General features: G+C 63.5%; 22 protein-coding genes. 9 read left to right on the forward strand and 13 right to left on the reverse strand.

Features of this window, described 5'->3' with window-relative positions:
- Positions 1–377 precede the first annotated feature (377 nt).
- Complete coding sequence (locus AC1D08_RS14185) at positions 378–1163, reverse strand: DUF1223 domain-containing protein (protein WP_457152949.1); 786 nt, start codon at positions 1161–1163, stop codon at positions 378–380.
- Positions 1164–1338: 175 nt separating this feature from the next.
- Between AC1D08_RS14185 and AC1D08_RS14190 the strand changes: the two genes are divergently transcribed.
- The gene (locus AC1D08_RS14190; protein WP_457152948.1) at positions 1339–2043 is read left to right on the forward strand and encodes a ceramidase domain-containing protein; all 705 of its coding nucleotides are present in this window, start codon (positions 1339–1341) and stop codon (positions 2041–2043) included.
- A gap of 59 nt (positions 2044–2102) precedes the next feature.
- Here AC1D08_RS14190 and acnA read toward each other — a convergent pair whose 3' ends face one another.
- Positions 2103–4793, reverse strand: a complete 2691-nt coding sequence (gene acnA / locus AC1D08_RS14195; protein ID WP_457152947.1) for an aconitate hydratase AcnA — start codon at positions 4791–4793, stop codon at positions 2103–2105.
- A 281-nt stretch (positions 4794–5074) separates the two neighbouring features.
- Between acnA and ccmA the strand changes: the two genes are divergently transcribed.
- The 4 genes from ccmA to AC1D08_RS14215 all read left to right on the forward strand — a co-directional run bounded on the left by ccmA (position 5075) and on the right by AC1D08_RS14215 (position 7281).
- Positions 5075–5713, forward strand: a complete 639-nt coding sequence (gene ccmA / locus AC1D08_RS14200; protein WP_457152946.1) for a heme ABC exporter ATP-binding protein CcmA — start codon at positions 5075–5077, stop codon at positions 5711–5713.
- 37 nt (positions 5714–5750) lie between these two features.
- Positions 5751–6416 carry a heme exporter protein CcmB gene (gene ccmB, locus AC1D08_RS14205; RefSeq protein ID WP_095083994.1) on the forward strand — a complete coding sequence of 222 codons (666 nt, stop codon included), beginning with the start codon at positions 5751–5753 and terminating at the stop codon, positions 6414–6416.
- A gap of 125 nt (positions 6417–6541) precedes the next feature.
- Complete coding sequence (gene ccmD / locus AC1D08_RS14210; protein ID WP_095083995.1) at positions 6542–6709, forward strand: heme exporter protein CcmD; 168 nt, start codon at positions 6542–6544, stop codon at positions 6707–6709.
- The gene (locus AC1D08_RS14215) at positions 6706–7281 is read left to right on the forward strand and encodes a DsbE family thiol:disulfide interchange protein (RefSeq protein ID WP_095083996.1); all 576 of its coding nucleotides are present in this window, start codon (positions 6706–6708) and stop codon (positions 7279–7281) included. The genes ccmD and AC1D08_RS14215 overlap by 4 nt, the downstream gene beginning before the upstream one ends.
- A 158-nt stretch (positions 7282–7439) precedes the next feature.
- Here the strand turns inward: AC1D08_RS14215 and AC1D08_RS14220 are convergent, their stop codons facing one another.
- Positions 7440–7607: a hypothetical protein gene (locus AC1D08_RS14220; protein WP_095083997.1), complete on the reverse strand. Its 168-nt coding sequence runs from the start codon at positions 7605–7607 to the stop codon at positions 7440–7442.
- Between the two features lie 388 nt (positions 7608–7995).
- Here AC1D08_RS14220 and AC1D08_RS14225 point away from each other — a divergent pair, with 388 nt between their 5' ends.
- Together AC1D08_RS14225 and AC1D08_RS14230 are read left to right on the forward strand one after the other, a co-directional pair.
- Positions 7996–8916, forward strand: coding sequence for an SMP-30/gluconolactonase/LRE family protein (locus tag AC1D08_RS14225; RefSeq protein WP_457152945.1), 921 nt, complete (start codon positions 7996–7998; stop codon positions 8914–8916).
- Positions 8917–8949: 33 nt separating this feature from the next.
- Positions 8950–9159 carry a tautomerase family protein gene (locus AC1D08_RS14230; RefSeq protein ID WP_477224718.1) on the forward strand — a complete coding sequence of 70 codons (210 nt, stop codon included), beginning with the start codon at positions 8950–8952 and terminating at the stop codon, positions 9157–9159.
- Positions 9160–9161: 2 nt separating this feature from the next.
- On the opposite strand, the gene AC1D08_RS14235 is transcribed toward AC1D08_RS14230, so the two are convergent.
- The 9 genes from AC1D08_RS14235 to AC1D08_RS14275 all read right to left on the reverse strand — a co-directional run bounded on the left by AC1D08_RS14235 (position 9162) and on the right by AC1D08_RS14275 (position 16408).
- Positions 9162–9410 carry a hypothetical protein gene (locus tag AC1D08_RS14235; RefSeq protein ID WP_477423419.1) on the reverse strand — a complete coding sequence of 83 codons (249 nt, stop codon included), beginning with the start codon at positions 9408–9410 and terminating at the stop codon, positions 9162–9164.
- 20 nt (positions 9411–9430) lie between these two features.
- Complete coding sequence (locus AC1D08_RS14240; protein WP_457151663.1) at positions 9431–9691, reverse strand: NADPH-dependent FMN reductase; 261 nt, start codon at positions 9689–9691, stop codon at positions 9431–9433.
- Between the two features lie 39 nt (positions 9692–9730).
- Positions 9731–10351: a pyridoxamine 5'-phosphate oxidase family protein gene (locus AC1D08_RS14245; protein WP_457151662.1), complete on the reverse strand. Its 621-nt coding sequence runs from the start codon at positions 10349–10351 to the stop codon at positions 9731–9733.
- Between the two features lie 72 nt (positions 10352–10423).
- Positions 10424–11098 (reverse strand): septation protein A, encoded by a 675-nt coding sequence (locus AC1D08_RS14250; protein ID WP_095084002.1) that lies wholly within the window; start codon positions 11096–11098, stop codon positions 10424–10426.
- Positions 11099–11159: 61 nt separating this feature from the next.
- On the reverse strand, positions 11160–12899 hold the full coding sequence (gene ftsY, locus AC1D08_RS14255) for a signal recognition particle-docking protein FtsY (protein WP_457151661.1): 1740 nt from the start codon (positions 12897–12899) through the stop codon (positions 11160–11162).
- 12 nt (positions 12900–12911) lie between these two features.
- Complete coding sequence (gene mtaB, locus AC1D08_RS14260) at positions 12912–14204, reverse strand: tRNA (N(6)-L-threonylcarbamoyladenosine(37)-C(2))-methylthiotransferase MtaB (protein WP_457151660.1); 1293 nt, start codon at positions 14202–14204, stop codon at positions 12912–12914.
- Complete coding sequence (gene dapF / locus AC1D08_RS14265) at positions 14204–15088, reverse strand: diaminopimelate epimerase (RefSeq protein ID WP_457151659.1); 885 nt, start codon at positions 15086–15088, stop codon at positions 14204–14206. The genes mtaB and dapF overlap by 1 nt, the downstream gene beginning before the upstream one ends.
- A gap of 72 nt (positions 15089–15160) precedes the next feature.
- On the reverse strand, positions 15161–15322 hold the full coding sequence (locus AC1D08_RS14270) for a DUF1328 family protein (protein WP_010912345.1): 162 nt from the start codon (positions 15320–15322) through the stop codon (positions 15161–15163).
- 75 nt (positions 15323–15397) lie between these two features.
- A complete protein-coding gene (locus tag AC1D08_RS14275; protein ID WP_457151658.1) occupies positions 15398–16408 on the reverse strand; it encodes an MBL fold metallo-hydrolase in 1011 nt (336 codons plus the stop codon).
- A 281-nt stretch (positions 16409–16689) separates the two neighbouring features.
- Between AC1D08_RS14275 and AC1D08_RS14280 the strand changes: the two genes are divergently transcribed.
- Positions 16690–17229 carry a protease inhibitor Inh/omp19 family protein gene (locus AC1D08_RS14280; RefSeq protein ID WP_184872609.1) on the forward strand — a complete coding sequence of 180 codons (540 nt, stop codon included), beginning with the start codon at positions 16690–16692 and terminating at the stop codon, positions 17227–17229.
- Positions 17230–17315: 86 nt separating this feature from the next.
- On the forward strand, positions 17316–18515 hold the full coding sequence (zapE, locus tag AC1D08_RS14285; protein ID WP_457151657.1) for a cell division protein ZapE: 1200 nt from the start codon (positions 17316–17318) through the stop codon (positions 18513–18515).
- Between the two features lie 59 nt (positions 18516–18574).
- Here zapE and AC1D08_RS14290 read toward each other — a convergent pair whose 3' ends face one another.
- Complete coding sequence (locus AC1D08_RS14290; RefSeq protein ID WP_457151656.1) at positions 18575–19003, reverse strand: GNAT family N-acetyltransferase; 429 nt, start codon at positions 19001–19003, stop codon at positions 18575–18577.
- Positions 19004–19063 lie beyond the last annotated feature (60 nt).

Here is a 19063-nt window from a genome sequence, read left to right on the forward strand (position 1 = left end):
TGACGTCGGTTTTTTGTTTTTGGGGCGGAGCGCGGGGCAATGCGGCGAGGCAGAGCATGATCGTTGTTCCGTAGCGAGCCTTCCCACCCCCTCTGTCCTGCCGGACATCTCCCCCGCAAGGGGAGATCGGATTTCACTTCTGCTTTCGCCAATCTCCAATGTCGAACAAGATGGCGAACACGACAAAGCTGCCAATCTCCCTCCTTGCGGGGGAGATGGCCGGCAGGCCAGAGGGGGGCTGTCCCGCCGACATCAAGGTCCTGTAAAGCTGTGGCGTCAGCGCATCGTTGCCTTGCCCCTGCCCTGCCTCAGGATGACGAAATGACGATCGTCTCGCTATCGGCGAAACGGAACGCGCCAATCGAGATGTGAAAGCTTCAAGGCTTGTGAATGAAGGCGGCGCCGAGAATGGGGCCGGGCAAGCCATCCCTGCCGACCGACTGCAGCAGCACGGCGCAGCCGCCCTTCTTGGAGATCTCGCTCATCGGCAATTCATAGCGCTGCGCCTTGCCGTGCCACATGCCGGCGGTCTGAATGCCCGAGACCGCGTTCCAGTAGGTCAGCTTGCGGCCGGTGTTCTCACCCTGGCCGATCTTGACCGTCTGCGGCGGGTCGAAATAGACGATGACGACATGGGCATCGCTGGGACCGTTTCCGGCATCGCCGGCGTCGATCATCACGCGGTCGCTGGTCCGGCTGACCTTGACCGCGACCCGCATGCCCTGGCCGCTCTTGGCCATCCGCGCCAGCGCGCCATCGACATCGACGCGGCTGGCGCCGTTGACATGGACGCGGCCGTTGATGACGGCCTGCGGGGTGTAGACCGAGCGGCTGCCGAAGGCGCGCATATAGTCATTTTGCCGCTCGGTGTTCTCCTTGCGGCTCAGCGTGTCCTGCCAGCCGAGATAATCCCAGTAGTCGACATGGTAGGCGAGCGCGACGATGTCTTCCTTGGCGGCAAGCTCGGCGAACAACGCATCGGCCGGCGGACAGGAATTGCAGCCCTGGCTGGTGAACAGYTCGACCACGCCCAAGGGCCTGTCGATCTGAGGTCTGTCGGCCTGCGTCTTGCCGGGCTCGGCGGTTTGGCCGGTGCCGGCAGCCGCTGAGAAGGCCAGCGCAAGGGCCGCCAGCCACAATGTTTTTCGCGAGGCCATGGTCATTCCGATTCCCGCCGGTGGCGCCGGCTTTATTGTCGTTGCTGGAATATGTGGCAGAAGCGGAAGTCAACGGGAAGTCACGTTGCGGTGAAATTTTTGCCGTTGCAACCGACCGCAGCGGCGCAATAGGAGAAGGGCTCGCAGTTCAGGGTAGAAACCGATTCGGGCGGCAATCACGATGTGGCAAACTCTTTCGGGGCCGATCGATCTCTATTGCGAGCGAACCGGGCCGGAACTCTGGTCCGAGCCGGTCAATGCCCTGACAAACCTTGCCTTCATCGCGGCCGGCCTGTGGGGCGTGCGCGAGGTGCGAAGGCTGCGCACCGGCACTTTCGCCGAGGTGCTGGCCTGGTGGGTGGTGGCAATCGGCATTGGCTCGACGATCTTCCACACCTTCGCCACCAGGGGCACGGTCTGGGCCGATGTGCTGCCGATCGCCGGCTTTACGCTGGCCTATACGCTGTTCAACCTGCGCCGCTTCCTCGGTATGCAATGGGGCAAGGCGATCGCCATCTTCGTCGCCTTTTACGTGGTTGCCGGGCTGCTGACGCTGGCGGTGCCGGACTGGCTTCGCCAGGCCTCGAATGGCACGACGGGCTACCTGCCGCCGTTCCTGGCGCTCGCCTTCTTCGGCATACTGGTGGCGGCCAGCGGCAATCGCGCCGGCTGGTACAATCTGGTGGGATCGGCGATCTTCGTCGTGTCCGTCATCTGCCGGATGGTCGACCCGCTGGTCTGCGCCGGCTTCCCGCTCGGCACGCATTTCCTCTGGCACATCCTCAACGGACTGATGCTCGGCGTGCTGCTGGCCGCAGCGGCGCGCTTCGGAGCGCCGAAAAATATGGGAGTAAGGGAATATGGGAGTAAGGCAGTAGGGGAATAGGTTAGCCTGTTCTTGCTTGCCCTACTCCCCTACTCCCTTACTGCCCTATTCCCTTATTACTATGCTGCCAGATCGCGCAGCACGTATTGCAGGATGCCGCCGTTCTTGAAGTAGTCGAGCTCGTCCAGCGTATCGATGCGGCAGATGATCGGCACGTTCTTCACCGTGCCGTCGCCATAGGTGACCTTGGCGGTCATCGTCTGGCGCGGCTTTATGGTGCTCAGCCCGTCGATCTCGACCAGCTCGTCACCCTTCAGGTTGAGCGACGCCCAGGATGTGCCGTCCTCGAAGACAAAGGGGATGACACCCATACCGACCAGGTTCGAGCGATGGATGCGCTCGAAGGACTGGGCGATGACGGCGCGCACGCCGAGCAGATTGGTGCCCTTGGCCGCCCAGTCGCGCGACGAGCCGTTGCCGTATTCGACACCGGCAAAGATCACCAGCGGCACGCCTTCCTTCTTGTATCCCATCGCCGCGTCGTAGATCGATTCCTCTTCCTTCGACGGGTAGTGGATGGTGTAGCCGCCTTCCCGGCCATTCTCGCCCAGCATGTGGTTGCGGATGCGGATGTTGGCGAAGGTGCCGCGCATCATCACCTCATGGTTGCCGCGACGCGTGCCGTACTGGTTGAAGTCGGCGACGCCGACGCCATGGTCGGTGAGATATTTGCCCGCCGGCGAGGCCGCCTTGATCGAACCGGCCGGGGAGATATGGTCGGTGGTGATCTTGTCGCCGAACAGGCCGAGCACGCGGGCGCCCTTGATGTCGCCGATCTTGCCGAAACCAGCGGTCATGCCGGCGAAATAGGGCGGGTTCTGCACATAGGTCGAGTTGTCGTCCCAGGTGTAGGTCTGGCCTACCGGCGCCTCGACGTTCTGCCAGTATTCGTCGCCCTTGAAGACGTCGGCATATTTGCGGGCGAACAGCTCGCGGGTGACGTTCTTCTCGATGAACTCCTGGATCTCTGCCGAGCTCGGCCAGATATCCTTGAGATAGACCGGATTGCCGTTCTTGTCGTCGCCGAGCGGCTCGGTGGTGAGGTCCTTGGTGACGGTTCCAGCCAACGCGTGCGCGACGACCAGCGGCGGCGAGGCGAGATAGTTCGCCTGCACGTCGGGCGAGACGCGGCCTTCGAAGTTGCGGTTGCCGGACAGGACCGCGGCGGCGATCAAGCCTTTTTCATTGATGGTTTTCGAGATCGGCGCCGGCAGCGGGCCGGAATTGCCGATGCAGGTGGTGCAGCCGAAGCCGACCAGGTTGAAGCCGATCTGGTCGAGCTCCTTCTGCAGTCCTGACTTTTCCAGATATTCTGCGACCACCTGGCTGCCCGGCGCCAGCGAGGTCTTGACCCATGGCTTCTGCTTCAAACCGAGGCGGTTGGCGTTGCGGGCCAGCAAGCCGGCGCCGATCAGCACGCTCGGGTTCGAGGTGTTGGTGCAGGAGGTGATGGCGGCGATGACGACATCGCCATGGCCGAGATCGTGGTCGGTGCCGTCGACGGCGTAGCGTTTGTGGATCTCGGCGGCCTTCTTGTACTCGGTCTCCATCGCCTTGGTGAAGCCTTCCGGAATGCCTTCCAGCGCGACGCGGCCTTCGGGCCGCTTGGGGCCGGCCATCGACGGCACGACGGAACCAAGTTCCAACTCGAGCAGGTCGGTGAACACCGGGTCGGCCGAGCCGGTGTCGCGCCACAGGCCTTGCGCCTTTGAATAGGCCTCGACCAGCGCGATGCGATCCTCGCTGCGGCCGGACATTGTGAGGTAGCGGATGGTTTCGCTGTCGACCGGAAAGAAGCCGCAGGTGGCGCCGTATTCGGGCGCCATGTTGCCGATGGTGGCGCGGTCGGCCAGCGTCATGTTTGAGAGGCCCGGGCCGAAGAACTCGACGAACTTGCCGACGACGCCCTTCTTGCGCAGCATCTGGGTGACGGTGAGCACGAGGTCGGTGGCGGTGACGCCTTCTTTCAGCTTGCCGGTGAGGCGGAAGCCGATGACCTCGGGCAGCAGCATGGAGACAGGCTGGCCAAGCATGGCCGCCTCGGCCTCGATGCCGCCGACGCCCCAGCCGAGCACGCCAAGGCCGTTGATCATCGTGGTGTGCGAATCGGTGCCGACGCAGGTATCGGGATAGGCGGTGGTTTCGCCGTCCTCAGTGTTGGTCCACACCACCTGGCCGAGATATTCGAGGTTGACCTGATGGCAGATGCCGGTGCCGGGCGGCACGACACGGAAGTTGCGGAACGCCTGCTGGCCCCATTTCAGGAACTTGTAGCGCTCTTCGTTGCGCTCGTATTCGAGCTCGACATTGCGGGCGAAGGCCAGCGGCGTGCCGAATTCATCGACGATGACGGAATGGTCGATGACGAGGTCGACGGGAACCAGCGGGTTGATCTTCTGCGGATCACCGCCGAGCGAGGCCATGGCGTCGCGCATGGCGGCAAGGTCGACCACGGCCGGAACGCCGGTGAAATCCTGCATCAGCACACGAGCTGGGCGATAGGCGATCTCGACGCCGGCGGTGCCCTTGTCGGTCAGCCAGCCGGCGACCGCCTGGATCGATTCCTTGGTGACGGAGCGACCGTCCTCGTTGCGCAGCAGGTTCTCCAACAGCACCTTCATCGAATAGGGCAGCTGGGCAATGCCCGTGAGGCCGTTCTTCTCGGCCTCGATGAGATCGAAATAGACATACTCCGTACCGCTTGCGGTCAGCGTGCGGCGGCAATTGAAACTGTCTAGGGATTTTGACACGTGCGATCCTTGTCTGTTCAGCCTGAAAGGGAACGGACGCCGATGGCATGCAATCACGCGCAAAGGTGCGGGTACGGCCATTTCCGCTGTCCGTTCCCAAGCAACCCGAGCCGTTCAAGGCGGCGCGTGCGCTGGTTCGGCGCTAATTCTGTTCCCGCGCCGACCGCTGGCACGGATGCACCGCATATAGAGAATTTTCTGGAATAGTTCTAGACAGTTGCAAAGCAAATTTGTGCGATGCGGCAGCTGCCGCGACACATGGTTTTCAGGGCAGGCGAGGGATGCGGCTGATCGCCGAAAATCTGGGCGGCGAACGCGGCGGCGACACGGTGTTTTCCGGCATCGGCTTTGCCCTGGAGGACGGGCAGGCGCTGGTTGTCACCGGGCCCAATGGTGCCGGCAAATCGACCTTGCTGCGGGTCATCGCCGGGTTGCTGCCGGTGGCCGAAGGCAGTGTGCGGATCGAAGGCGTTGTGAAGATCGAAGACGTTGTGGAGATTGAAGACGGGGGCGAGGCATTTCCGTCGATCGCTGCGGCCTGTCATTACCTTGGTCACCAGAACGCCATGAAGCCTGCGCTCAGCGTGGCGGAAAATCTGCGCTTCTGGCGCGACTTCAACGGCGATGGACATGCCGGCGTCGAAGAGGCGCTGGAAACGGTCGGGCTGGGCGGCATCGGCCACCTGCCCTTCGGCTATCTCTCGACCGGGCAACGGCGGCGCGCGGCGATCGCCAAGCTTCTGGTCAGCCACCGTCCGCTGTGGCTGCTTGATGAGCCGACGGCGGGGCTGGACAAGGCTTCGGAGCGGCGATTTGCGCAGTTGATGGGGAAGCATTGTGGGGAGGGTGGGATCATCGTTGCGGCGACGCATTTGCCGCTGGGATTGGATGAGGCGAAGGAATTGAGGATGGGGCAGTGATGTCGGCGTTCCTCCCTGGGCAAAGGCACCTCAAAGCATGCTAGCCCTCTTCCTGCGCGACATCCGTCTCAACATCCGTGCCGGCGGCGGGGCCTTGACTGGGGTCATCTTCTTCCTCGCCGTCATCGCCACCATCCCTTTCGGCGTCGGGCCGGACCTCAAGCTGCTTGCCCGCATCGGGCCGGCGATCCTGTGGATTGGCGCGCTGCTCTCCTGCCTGCTTGGCCTTGACCGGCTGTTCCAGGCCGACCGCGAGGACGGCTCGCTCGATCTGCTGGTGCTCGGCAACGATCGGCACATGCTGGCCTTGACGGTGTTGACCAAATGTCTGGCGCATTGGGCGGGCAGCGTGCTGCCGTTGGTGGTCGCCGCTCCCTTGCTCGGCCTGTTCATGAACATGGAGCCGATCAGCATCGGTGCCACGGCGCTGACGCTGCTCGTCGGCACGCCGGCGATCACCTTTATCGGGGCGGCCGGTGCGGCGGTGGCGGTGGCGCTGCCGCGTGGCGGGCTGCTGATCTCGGTGCTGGTGCTGCCGCTGACCATCCCAGTGCTGATCTTCGGCGTTTCGGCGAGCTACGGCGCGACGGCCAATCCCGATCCGTTTCTGCAGCCCTTCCTCATTCTTGCCGCGCTGACCTTGTTTCTTGCGGTGCTGGGCCCGGTCTCGGCGGCGCTGGCGCTTCGTCATGGAACGGATTGAGGTGACATCAAAGGCTGCGGCGCGGCGCCCGATTGCGAAGCCGATGGTGCGGGGATAAGGGAAGGCATGTTCGAATTGGGCGACATGACCGGTTTGGAAAGCGGCACCTTGGCGGGGCCTGGCGTATGAGCGCGCACGCCCTCTACGTGACCGCCGCCTATACGATCACCGCCGTGGTGCTGGCCGGGCTGGTCGGCTGGATCCTGCTCGACCAGCGGGCGCGCAAGCGCGAACTCGCTGAACTCGAAGCGTCAGGCGTGCGGCGGCGTTCCGACAAGGGCGCCAAGCCATGAGCATGGAAACGGAAACGCCACCACCCAGTCGCCGCCTATTCGTGCTTTTGCCGCTGTTGATCTTCCTCGGCCTGGCCGGACTGTTCCTGTCGCAGCTGTTGTCGGGGCGCGATGTTTCGGAAGTGCCGTCGGCCCTGATCGGCCTGCCGGCGCCGCAGACGAACCTGCCGGCGCTGGAGGGCATCAACCTGCCCGGGCTCGATACGAAATCCTTCGCTGGCAAGGTGACGCTGGTCAACGTGTTTGCGTCGTGGTGCGCGCCGTGCCGCGAAGAGCACCCGGTGCTGCTGGCGCTGGCGCAGGACAAGCGTTTCGTGATGGCGGCGCTGAACTATAAGGACCAACCGGAAAACGCCCGCCGGTTCCTCGGCGATCTCGGCAATCCGTTCCAGGCGATAGGGGTCGACGAAGCCGGGCGCACGGCGATCGACTGGGGCGTCTACGGCGTGCCGGAAACCTTCGTCATCGGCAAGGACGGCAGGATCGCCTACAAGTATGTCGGGCCGCTGACGGCCGAGGCGGCGCGGATGGTGTTGTTGCCGCAGATCGACAGGGCACTGGCGGCGCATTGATATTCAGGTGTTGCCGGCCTGCAAACGGCGGCTTCCTTTGCTTCCGGTGCTCACGTACTCAAAAGTACGCTCCGCTCCGGTTCTCGGAATCCACCGTTTTCGGCTCAGCCTGACCTCAATCTCAACGCGCCTGGGCGGCGCCGAGCAATAGTCCGAGATCAGCCGTAGATCTGCTTGTGGACCTGGTAGAGCATTTCTGAACGGTCAGCGCGCATGTCGGCCAGATCGCGGCTGGAAAAGCTGTCGATTTCGGCGACGAGGCGGTTGTAGTGCTTGCGCTTGGCAATGCTGGTGCGAGCGCGGGTCATGAGATCGTTGAAGATCATAGCAAGGTTCCTTCTGTGCCGCGTTTCTGGCGGCCGGTTGTTCCTCCCTTGATCGATACGAAGCATGACATAGTAGTGATGCATTGCAAAAAGAAGATGTTGCAATGCACCATTGCACGCAGCGCATAGCCGGTTAATCGGTCCTTACTGGCAGTTCTGATGAGTTGGCGTTGCTTCCCATCTGCCTTGAGAGGTCAAGATGCGGTGAAGCGCTCATCATCGATCTTGCCAGATCGATTTCCGGCTGGCTTGATCGCGCCTGTAGCGTTGCGTCCTTCCGGACGTGCAAAGAACGCTGTAGCACTTTCATTTTGCGCATGATCCTTTCCGAAGATCGGAATCGATTTTTCGGGATCATGCGCCCGACCTAAATGCCGGGAGAAAAAGCATGGCCGCCGCAGATTATTACGAAATTCTTGATCCGCGTTTCGCGCGGCTGTTCAGTTCCAACGCGCAAGTGGAAAAGCTGTTCACTGGATGCCAATGGGCGGAAGGGCCAGCCTGGTTCGCCGCCGGCCGTTACGTCGTCTGGTCGGATATCCCCAACAACCGCATGCTGCGCTACGACGAGACGGACGGCAATGTCAGCGTCTTCCGTCAGCCCTCCGGCAATTCCAACGGCAACACCGTCGACCGGCAGGGCCGGCTGGTGACCTGCGAGCATTCGGGCCGCCGCGTCAGCCGCACCGAGTTCGATGGCTCGGTCACCACCATTGCCACCAAATGGCGCGGCAAGCGGCTGAACTCGCCCAATGATGCGGTGGTCAAGTCGGATGGCTCGATCTGGTTCACCGATCCGAGCTACGGCATCGACACCGACTATGAGGGCGACAAGGCCGAAAGCGAGATCGGCGCCTGCTACGTCTACCGGGTCGACCCCGGCACCGGCGAGGTCGAGGCCGTCATCACGGACATGGTCAGGCCCAACGGCCTTGCCTTCTCGCTCGACGAGAGCAAGCTCTATGTCGCCGACACCGGCCGCACGCATGGCGCGCAGGATCCTGCCCATATACGGGTGTTCAATGTCGGCAAGGGCGGCAAGAAGGTGTCGGGCGAAAAGGTCTTCGCCGATTGCACGGCCGGCCTGTTCGACGGCTTCAGGCTCGATGAGGACGGCCGCATCTGGACCAGTGCCGCCGACGGCATCCACTGCTACGATCCGGATGGGACGCTGATCGGCAAGGTCAAGGTGCCGGAAGTGACGGCCAATTGCGTGTTCGGCGGCAACAAGCGGAATTGCCTCTATATAGCCGGCACCACCTCACTCTACATGGTGCGGCTGATGGTCAACGGCGCCAAAACGTACTGAGCTGCCGTTAACAAAATCGAAGGGGAGGAAATCATGCCATTCGTCAACATCCGCATCGTCAAGGAAGTGATCGCCGCCGATCCGGCGGGCAAGAAGGCGGACATAGCCAAGAAAGTCACGGCCGCCATCGTGGACGCCACCGGCCTCAGCAATGACGATGTCTGGGTGGTCTTCGAGGAGGTCAACGCCCGCGACTGGTACGTCGGCAAGACCGATGTGGAGACACTGAGAAGCAAGAAGTAGCCTCAGCGGCTGGCGATGAAGTCCGCGAAAGCGGACAGCGCATTGTGCATCGCCAGCCGGTTTTCCGGCTTAGACAGGATGGTCTCCACCTCCGGCGGCTCCTTGCCGAGCAGGGCGATCTCCAGCACATCTTCGCAAAGCGCAAACGACATCGTGCGCATGATCTCGGTCAGCGCGGCGCGGGCAAACAGCGAACGCGGCGAGGCGTGCACCAGCATCGCAGGTTTCTCGACAGCGGCGTCGCGTGACACCAGCCAGTCGAGGGCGTTCTTCAGCCCCCCGGCACTCCATGGGCATATTCCGGACAGGAGACGATGACGCCGTCGGCTTGAGTGACTGCGTCGATCAGTTCGGATGCCGCGAGCGGCGTCCGCTCGCCCTCATCGTCGGGATTGAAGATCGGCAGACGACCAAGCCGGTCATAGACTGTGACCCGACAGCCGGGCGAAGCATTCCGCGCCAGGGCCGCGACCAGCGCGGAATTGGTGGAGGCCGCCCGCAGGCTGCCGGAAATGGCAAGGAAGTTCAGCAAGGATTGGAACCAGTCAGGACGAATCGTCGTCCCGAAAGCCTACCACATGGTCTGCTTGTAGGCGTCGTCCAGCCAGCGGTCGGTCGCCTCGGCCGAATCGGCCACCGCCAGCTGGTCGTGTAGAATCTGTCCGAGCGTTGGCAGTGTCGCGCGATCGTACCAGGTTTCCGGCTTCCACAGATCCGAGCGCATGAAGGCCTTGGCGCAATGCATGTAGGCGGCCTTGACGGAGACCACGACGACGCTTTGCGGTTGCTTGCCGTCAACGGCGAGCTGTTCGCGCAAGGTCGCGTCGACGGTGATGCGCGCGTCGCCGTTGACGCGCAGCGTCTCGTTCATGCCGGGAATGAGGAACAGCAGCCCGACCGACGGGTTGAGGAGGATGTTTTCCAGCGTGTCCAGCCGGTTGTTGCCGGGCCGGTCGGGGATGGCGATGGTCCTGTCGTCGAGAACGGCGGCGAAGCCGGGCCTGTCGCCCTTCGGCGTCACATCGGCATTGCCGGCGCCATCGGACGAGCCAATCAGCACGAAGGGGCTCTTGCCGATGAAGGAGCGGCAATGGCCGTCGAGCGTCTTCAATTCCTTGCGGATCGAGCCATCGGTCGGTCGCGGCGTCTTGTAGATCGTCCTCAGTTCATCGCGCGTGGTGACGAATTCCATGGCCCTCTCCCCAGAGCTTTGTTTGACGCAATTGCCTGAGGGAAAGCGCTATGCGCTTTTCCTGGAATTGCGCTATTTGCCCGCCTTCTCTTCCTTCCCGGCCTTGTCCTCGAGCGAATGGCGCAGGATCAGCGGCATCTGGCTGAAGGTAAACAGAAGCGTGATCGGCATGATGCCCCAGACCTTGAAGGTAACCCAGGCGTCGGTGGAGAAATTCCGCCACACCACTTCATTGGCAAGGGCCAGGAACAGGAAGAACAGACCCCAGCGGAAGGTCAATTTCCTCCAGCCCTCGGCGTCGAGGCTGAAGGCCGAATCGAAGACATAGCCGAGCAGCGACTTGCCGAAGTAGAGGCCGCCGAGCAGCACGCCGCCGAACAGCGTGTTGACGATGGTCGGCTTCATCTTGATGAAGATGTCGTCCTGCAGATAGAGCGTCAGCGCGCCGAAGATGAAGACGACGACGCCGGACACCATCGGCATGATCGGCAAGGTGTGCATCAGCAGCCATGAGGCGATCAGCGCGATTGCCGTGGCGGCCATGAACAGGCCGGTGGCGACGAAGATCGGGCCGCCGAATTCGGCCAGGACAGGGAATTTCCCCACCAGCCACTCGCCGCGCGCATTGGCGAAGAAGAACACCATCAACGGCCCCAGCTCCAGCACCAGCTTGAGCAGCGGATTGACGCCTTCCTTCTTCTGCTTTTGCGGATCGGACGGATCGCGTTCGAGAATGGGTGGGTTCATAGGTTTTCTTTCTTACGCACAATCTGATCCAAAAAGCCTGCAACTTTTTGGGACATGCTTGTCAGGCAACTCCAGCGATCGCCCTGGCGAATTCGCTTGCCGAAAAAGGTTCGAGGTCGTCGACTTGTTCGCCGACGCCGATGAAATAGACCGGCAATTTGTGCTTTGCCGCGATCGCCACCAGAATACCGCCACGCGCCGTGCCGTCCAGCTTGGTCATCACCAGGCCGTTGACGCCGGCGATATTGCGGAAGATCTCGACCTGGTTGAGCGCGTTCTGGCCGGTGGTGGCGTCGACCGTCTGCAACACGGTGTGCGGGGCTTCCGGGTCTAGCTTGCCCAGCACGCGGACGATCTTTTCGAGCTCGGCCATCAGTTCGGTCTTGTTCTGCAGGCGGCCGGCGGTGTCGATGATCAGCACGTCGGAGCCGGCTTCCCTGGCCTTCTCGAAGGCGTCATAGGCCAGCCCCGCGGCGTCGGCGCCGAGCTTGGAGGCGATGACCGGCGATTTCGTCCGCTCGCCCCATATCTTCAATTGCTCGATCGCGGCGGCGCGGAACGTGTCGCCGGCAGCCAACATCACCGACAGGCCGCCATCGGTCAGCTTGGCCGCCAGCTTGCCGATGGTGGTGGTCTTGCCGGTGCCGTTGACGCCGACCACCAGGATGACATGCGGCTTGTGCGAGAGATCGAGCTCCAGCGGCATGGCGACGTGGGCCAGCACCTTTTCCACCTCGGCCGCCATGATGGCGCGAACCTCGGTGTCCGAGACATCCTTGCCGTAGCGGCTGGAAGCCAGCGCGTCGGTGACGCGCAGGGCGGTCTCCATGCCGAGGTCGGCGCGGATCAGCACGTCCTCCAGGTCCTGCAAGGTCTCTTCGTCCAGCTTGCGCTTGGTGAAGACGCCAGCGATGTTGCCGGTGAGTTCGCGCGACGAACGCGCAAGCCCGTCCCTCATACGCTGGAACCACGAGCGCCTCGGTGCCGGTTCCGGTGCCTTCTGCGGCTCGGCTTTCTGCTCGACCTTCTTGGTGACAGTCACCTTGCCGGGAGCTGGTTTTACCTCCCCCTCGATGGGGGAGGTCCCGAGCGCAGCTCGGGGGTGGGGGTGACCAGCGCCGGCGCTGCCATCCCGCCCCGCCGCTTCGCGGCGACCCTCCCCATCGAGGGGAGGGTGGGGCGCTGGCGCGGCTTGGATCTCCGGCGCGATCTCGGCGCGCACCGGTTGCTGCTCGATCGGAGCCGGCTGGCGAATGGGCGGCGAAATCTCGGCCGGAGGGATTTCGGGTGCCGGCGTTTCGGCCGGAGCCTCGACCGGTGGCGCCGGCACTTCAACAGGCACAGGCTCCGGCTGTATCTGCGGTTGCGGCGGGACGATTTCCGGCCGCTCTGGTTCGGGAATCGGCTCGGGCGCCACAGGCGCGGCCGGGATTTCCTCGGGCGCAGGCTCCTCGACGGGCGTTTCCGGTTCAACCGGCATAGGCTCTTCGACCGGGGCAGGCTCAGGCTGGATTTCCGGCTCGGGCGGAATGATCGGTGCCGGCTCGGGCGCCGGTTCCTCGACAGGCGCCGGTTCCGGCGCTGGAACTACCTCCGGCTCGACCGTCGGCGTCGGCGCAGTTTCCGCCTCGGGCTGCGGCTCATCGCGCTTCAGAAACTCCGGAACGACCTGTTCGGAGGCCGGCTTCAGCGCATCGAGTGCTTCCCATTTGATCGGCGGCAGCGGCGCGGTCTCGTCGACGCGCTCCTCGACCACTTCTTTCTTGCCGAACGAAAATATCTTCTTGAAAAAACCAGCCATGCTTTGCGTTTCTCAGGCGGCGCGGGCGGCAAGGGGCACGGCGATCAGCCTGGTACCATCGTGGCCGGTGATGTCAGCCTCGATGATCTCGCCCGGCACACCCGCGCCGAGCGCGGCAAGCGTAAAGCCTTCGGTGCGGCCAAGACCGTTGCGCTCGATCAGGATCGACTGGCGGGTTCCGGAAAGCGACGACAGATGGCGCCGATGCGCAGCTTCACCGGCGGCGCGCAGCCGGGCGGCGCGCTGCTTGACCAATTCGCGCCGCACCTGCGGCATGCGCGCGGCGGGCGTGCCTTCGCGGGGGCTGAACGGGAAGACATGGAGATGGGTCAGTCCGCATTCCTCGACGATCTTTTCCGAATTTTCGAACATGTCATCCGTTTCGGTCGGGAAACCGGCGATGATGTCGGCGCCGAAGACGATGCCGGGGCGCAGCTTGCGCACATCCTCGCAGAAGCGGATCGACTGATCGCGCAGATGCCGGCGCTTCATGCGCTTCAGGATCATGTCGTCGCCGGACTGCAGCGACAGATGCAAATGCGGCATCAGCCGCGGCTCGGTGGCGATGGCGTCGAGCAAATCGTCGTCGGCCTCGATCGAATCGATCGACGACAGCCTTAGGCGCTTCACATCGGGCACCTGCTTGAGGATGGTCTTCACAAGCTTGCCGAGCTTCGGGGCGCCCGGAAGGTCGGCGCCAAAACTGGTCATGTCGACGCCGGTCAGCACGATCTCGGCATAGCCATTGCCGGCGAGGCGCTTGACCTGCTCGACCACGGCGCCCATTGGCACCGAACGGGAATTGCCGCGGCCGTAAGGGATGATGCAGAAGGTGCAGCGGTGGTCGCAGCCATTCTGAACCTGGACGAAGGCGCGCGCCCTGCCCTCGATGGCGTCGACCATGTGGCCGGCAGTCTCGCGCACTGAAAAGATGTCGTTGACGCGTGCCTTCTCGGTGTCGTTGACACCGAAATCCGGCAGTGCGCGATAGGAGTTCGCCTTCAGCTTCTCCTCATTGCCAAGCACGAGGTCGACCTCGTCCATGGCGGTGAAATTCTGCGGTTCGGTCTGCGCGGCGCAGCCGGTGACGATGATGCGCGCTGCGGGATTGTCGCGGCGCGCCTTCCGGATCGCCTGCTTGGCCTGACGCACCGCCTCGCCGGTTACGGCGCAGGTGTTGAAGATCACGGCGCCGCCTTCCAGTGCGCCAAGGCCGGCGCTTTCCGCCTCGCGCCGCATAACCTCGGACTCATAGGTGTTCAGCCGGCAGCCGAAGGTGACGACATCGATACCCTGGGAGGCCATCAGGCCGCGCTTTCGGTGTCGCGGGCCCAGGCGCCGGTCGACGGATCGAAGCTGCCGGAAAACTCCCATTCGGCGGCACCCGTGAGGATGACGTGGTCATTTTCAAGCCATTCGACATGGAGCGAGCCGCCGCCTGGAGTCATCAGGCTGACGCTGCGGCCGGTCCGGTTGGTGCGGGCCGCCGCGACCACCGATGCGCATGCGGCGGAGCCGCAGGCCTTGGTCAGGCCGGCGCCGCGCTCCCAGGTGCGGATGACCATGGTGTCGTGCGAGGTGACCTCGGCGATGGTGATGTTGGCGCGTTCGGGAAACATCGGATGGTTCTCGAGCAGCGGCCCGAAGCGGTCGAGCTCATAGGACCAGACGTCGCGGTCGACCCAGAAGATGGCGTGCGGGTTGCCCATCGAGACGACCGAGGGCGAATGCAGAACCGGCGCGTCGATCGGGCCGATCTGCAGCTCGATCATGCGGGTGTCGTGGAATTCCTCGGCCAGCGGAATATCCTGCCAGCCGAAACGCGGTGTGCCCATGTCGACCGAGATCGACCCATCGGCATGTTCGCGCGCGTTGAGGATGCCGGCGATGGTCTCGAAGGTGAAATTCTTCTGGCCGGTCTCGGCGGCCAGCGCCTGGACGACGCAGCGCATGCCGTTGCCGCAGGCCTGCGCCTTGGAGCCGTCGGAATTCAAGATGTCGATGAAAAAGGCGGTGCCTGGCGTCCTGGCGTCGTGGATCGCCATGATCTGGTCGAACCTGGTCGCGGTATCGGCGTTCAGCGCGATTGCCGCGGCCGCTGTCACCCGATCGGCACGGCTACGCATATCGGCAACGATGATCTCGTTGCCGATGCCGTTCATCTTGGCGAAAGGGGCAGTGCTGGCCATTGCTCCGCGAATTCCGTGTCCGTTTGGCGCTATATGGCGGAAACGAGCAGGAATTACCAGTGCGCAGCAGGGCTACGTCACCGCGAAGATGCCGAGCACCACCAGCAGGAAGATGACCAGAACAATGCCGATGAGGATGCGCGCGCCGGTGGCAGCGGCTCCTGCCAGGGCCGGCATGCCGAGCAGGCTCGCCGCCGCGGCGACGATCAGCAGAATGATGATCCATTTGATCATGGAGAGGCTCCCAGCCAAATTGCGTTGGGGAAGCAACGCGTTCTAGCAATTTGGGTTCCTTGGCGGGCTGCTCGGCTAGATGGCTGGCACGTCCCAGACCTCGCCGGGCCGCAAGGCGCGAAAGTGCTGCCGCGGGATGCCTTGATCGTCGAGCGCCTCGGTCAATTTCCGGGCCGGCTCGTCGATCGGTTCGTCAGTGAGTTGGAAGGTGCCCCAGTGGCAGCCCGCGGCATAAGCGGCGTTGCACAGTTGCATGCCGTGCACGGCCTCTTCCGGATTCTGATGCTGCGGCGCCATGAACCAGCGCGGCTCATAGGCGCCGATCGGCAGGATGGCGAAACGGAAACCGCCATGCTTTTCAGCCATCAGCCGGTAGTTGATGCCATCGTGGAAGCCGGTGTCGCCGGCGAAATAGACGTTGCCATCCGGCGTCTCGATGACGAAGCCGGCCCACAGCGCCATGCGCCGGTCGCGGGCGCCACGCGCCGACCAGTGGTGCACCGGTTCGACATGGACGGCGACGCGGTCGCCTACCTCGACCCTGTCGCCCCAGTCATGCGCCGACAGCCGCATACCGGGAACTGCATCGCCAATCAGCGCATCGTTGCCGAGCGGGGTGATCACCAGCGGGTCGTGACTGGCCTTCAGCCGCTTCAGCGTGGCGAGGTCGAGATGGTCGTAATGGTTGTGACTGACCAGTACGAGGTCGATCGGCGGCAGGTCGGCGAAGGCGATGCCTGGCGGGTTGATCCGTTTCGGTCCGGCAAAGGAGAGTGGCGATACACGCGGCGACCAGACCGGATCGGTGAGGATGTTCAGGCCCGCGGTCTGGATCAGCAAGGTGGAATGACCGACCATGGTCACTTGCAGTGCTGCGCCTTCGATCCGTGTCGCCGGTTTTATCTGCAGAAAGGGGTTCGGTGTGGGCGTCGGCCATTTCGAGCGCTTGCCGCTGAACTGCCATTTCAGCAGGTCGGCGAAACGGCCGGGTGGCTGGCCGTCGGGATTGAAGAACAAGGTGCCGTCGAAATGATCGCTGGGCGGGCCGCTGTAGTAGCGGTTGGCGGCCCTCTTTCTCGCGGCCAATTTTGCAGCTCCAGCAGGTTTCGGTTTCCAAGAGATAGGACCAATGCCGGCCGGCGCAAGCATTTGGCTTGCCGGGCGCTTGGGCTGGGTACGGTGTGGCCAGATCCCGATGGCGGGACCGACAGCCGACCGGTGACGCCGGGATTGCGATAAATTTGCAACAAATTTTGCCGCAAACCGTATTTTAACCATATCGGGTTGAAATTTCGCCACCTTCTCCATCTTGGTGGGGGTGAGATTGTACGGACGGCGCCCCCCAGCCGAATCCGACGGAGGTTGGAATGATTTTTTCGAAAAGCGGCCTGGTGGCTGTATCGCTGGCGGCGCTCGTTGCGAGCGGCTGTTCGACCTCACGGTTCTCGTCGATGGACGACCAGCAGCCGGCACCGCTGCAGCCGGCACCGGCCGGCCAGGTGACCGCCAATCAGCTGCCGCCGCCGGCAGCACCGGGCGCCACCGACCCGTCGAAATTCCCGACCGCGCCTGGGAATACGCAGGTTGCGTCCTTGCCGCCGGACGGCTCGGCGCCCGCCGGTGCCGCGGACCTGACCGCGGCCAGCGTCGCCGGTGTCTGGAATGCCAGCGTTTCGGGCCAGAGCTGCAAGGTAGCGACCCCGCAGACCAAGTTCGGCGCCGGCTTCCGCGCCGGGCCGTTGCACTGCCCGGCACCGATCGACGGCATCAAGTCGTGGAATGTCGCCGGCAAGCAGCTGACGCTCTATGACGAAAATGGCGGCGCGCTGGCACGGCTCTATTCGTCGGGCGGATCGAAATTCGACGGCCAGACTTCCAACGGCCAGGCGATTTCGCTTACAAGGTAGGCGACCGCCCCTTATTTGTTCTTACGCAATTCCGGACGGAAAACGCTACACACCCTTCCTGGAATTGCTCGACAACGACGTGACCGATGCATCTGCGTGACGGCCTCCAGACCCATGCGACCGTCAGGCAGCGCTACGACCATCTGGTGGAAACCGGTGCGATCGAACGCGATCCGGCGCAGGAACGGATCGCCGCCGCGCTGGACCGGCTGACCGACGAGATTTCGGCCAAGCGGCTGGCGCACAAGTCCAGCGCGCTTGGCTGGCTTTTTGCCCGCAAGCGCGAGACACATGAGGCCGTCAAAGGCCTCTACATCCATGGCGGGGTCGGCCGCGGCAAGACCATGCTGATGGACATGTTCTTCGAATTGCTGCCGGTGCGGCGCAAGCGCCGCGTCCATTTCAACGACTTCATGGCCGATGTGCAGGACCGCATCCAGAAGCACCGGCAGGCGCGCAAGGATGGCTCGGTCAAGGAGGACGACCCGATTCCGCCGGTGGCCAAGGCGCTTGCCGAGCAGGCCTGGGTGCTGTGCTTCGACGAGTTCTCGGTCACCGACATTGCCGACGCGATGATCCTGTCGCGGCTGTTTTCGGCGCTGTTTGCCAGCGGCGTGGTGCTGGTCGCCACCTCGAACGTGGCGCCGGAGAATCTCTATGGTGACGGCCTGAACCGCCAGCTTTTCCTGCCTTTCATCGGTATCCTGGAGCGGCATGCGCGGGTGCTGTCGCTCGACGCCGACAAGGACTACCGGCTGGAAAAGCTCGTCCGCACGCCGGTCTATGTCACGCCGGCCGATGCGACGGCCGACGAGATGCTCGACGAGGCCTGGCAAACCATGACGCGCGGCGTGCCGACGGCCGAGACCTCGCTGACCCTCAAGGGACGGCAGGTGGTGGTGCCCGCTGCCGCCGGCGACGCGGCGCGGTTTTCCTTCGCCGATCTCTGCGAAAAGCCGCTTGGCGCCCGCGATTTCCTGGCAATCGCCGGCCGCTTCTCGACCATCTTCATCGATCGCGTCCCGGTGCTCGGCGAAGGCAAGCGCAACGAGGCCAAGCGCTTCATCCTGTTGATCGACACGCTCTACGATCATCATGCGCGGCTGGTGGTCAGCGCCGCGGCCCCGCCGCCGCAGCTCTATCAAGCCAAACGCGGGGTCGAGGTCTTCGAGTTCGAACGCACGGCATCACGCCTGATCGAGATGCAAAGCCGCGACTGGCTGGAGGATTGGGCGGAACGGCGCAAGGCGAGGGCAGCGCCAGAGGCAGAGCAGGCACGGGCCTGAGATAGTTCTTCGGAAGGTCGCGATCCCTGCCCCTCCTCTGTCTCGCCGGCGCCAAAGATCTAAAGCGCATACAGATACATCACGAAATCTTCCGCCGGCCCATGCGGCTCTTTGCGCGACTCATAGAGCGCCCGGGCAGGCACATTGCCCGGCTCGGTGCCGACCCAGGCCTCCTCGCAGCCATGGTCACGGCCAATCGCAAACATCGCGTCGAGCATGTCTCGCGCGATGCCCTGGCGCTGGAAGGCCGGCGAAACGCCGACCTCGTCTATGTAGAGCTCGCTGACCTTGTCGGGGTGGCGGTGGATGATTGCGGCGCATTGCCCGACGACCACGTCGCCGGCGAGCGCCACGATCATGAAATGGCCAGGTTCGTGGAGATAGGCTGCCAGCCGATCCGGCATGACCGGCTCGTCGAAGACGTCCTCGGCGACCTGCATCACAAGGGCGTCATCGCCCGGAAATAGCCTTCGGGTTTCCATCTTCATTGTGTAAATTCCCTCAAGTCGGCTTACAAACTTTGACGTTTACGTAAATCCCAATCTATC

The organism is Mesorhizobium sp. P2_E6, assembly GCF_056403835.1.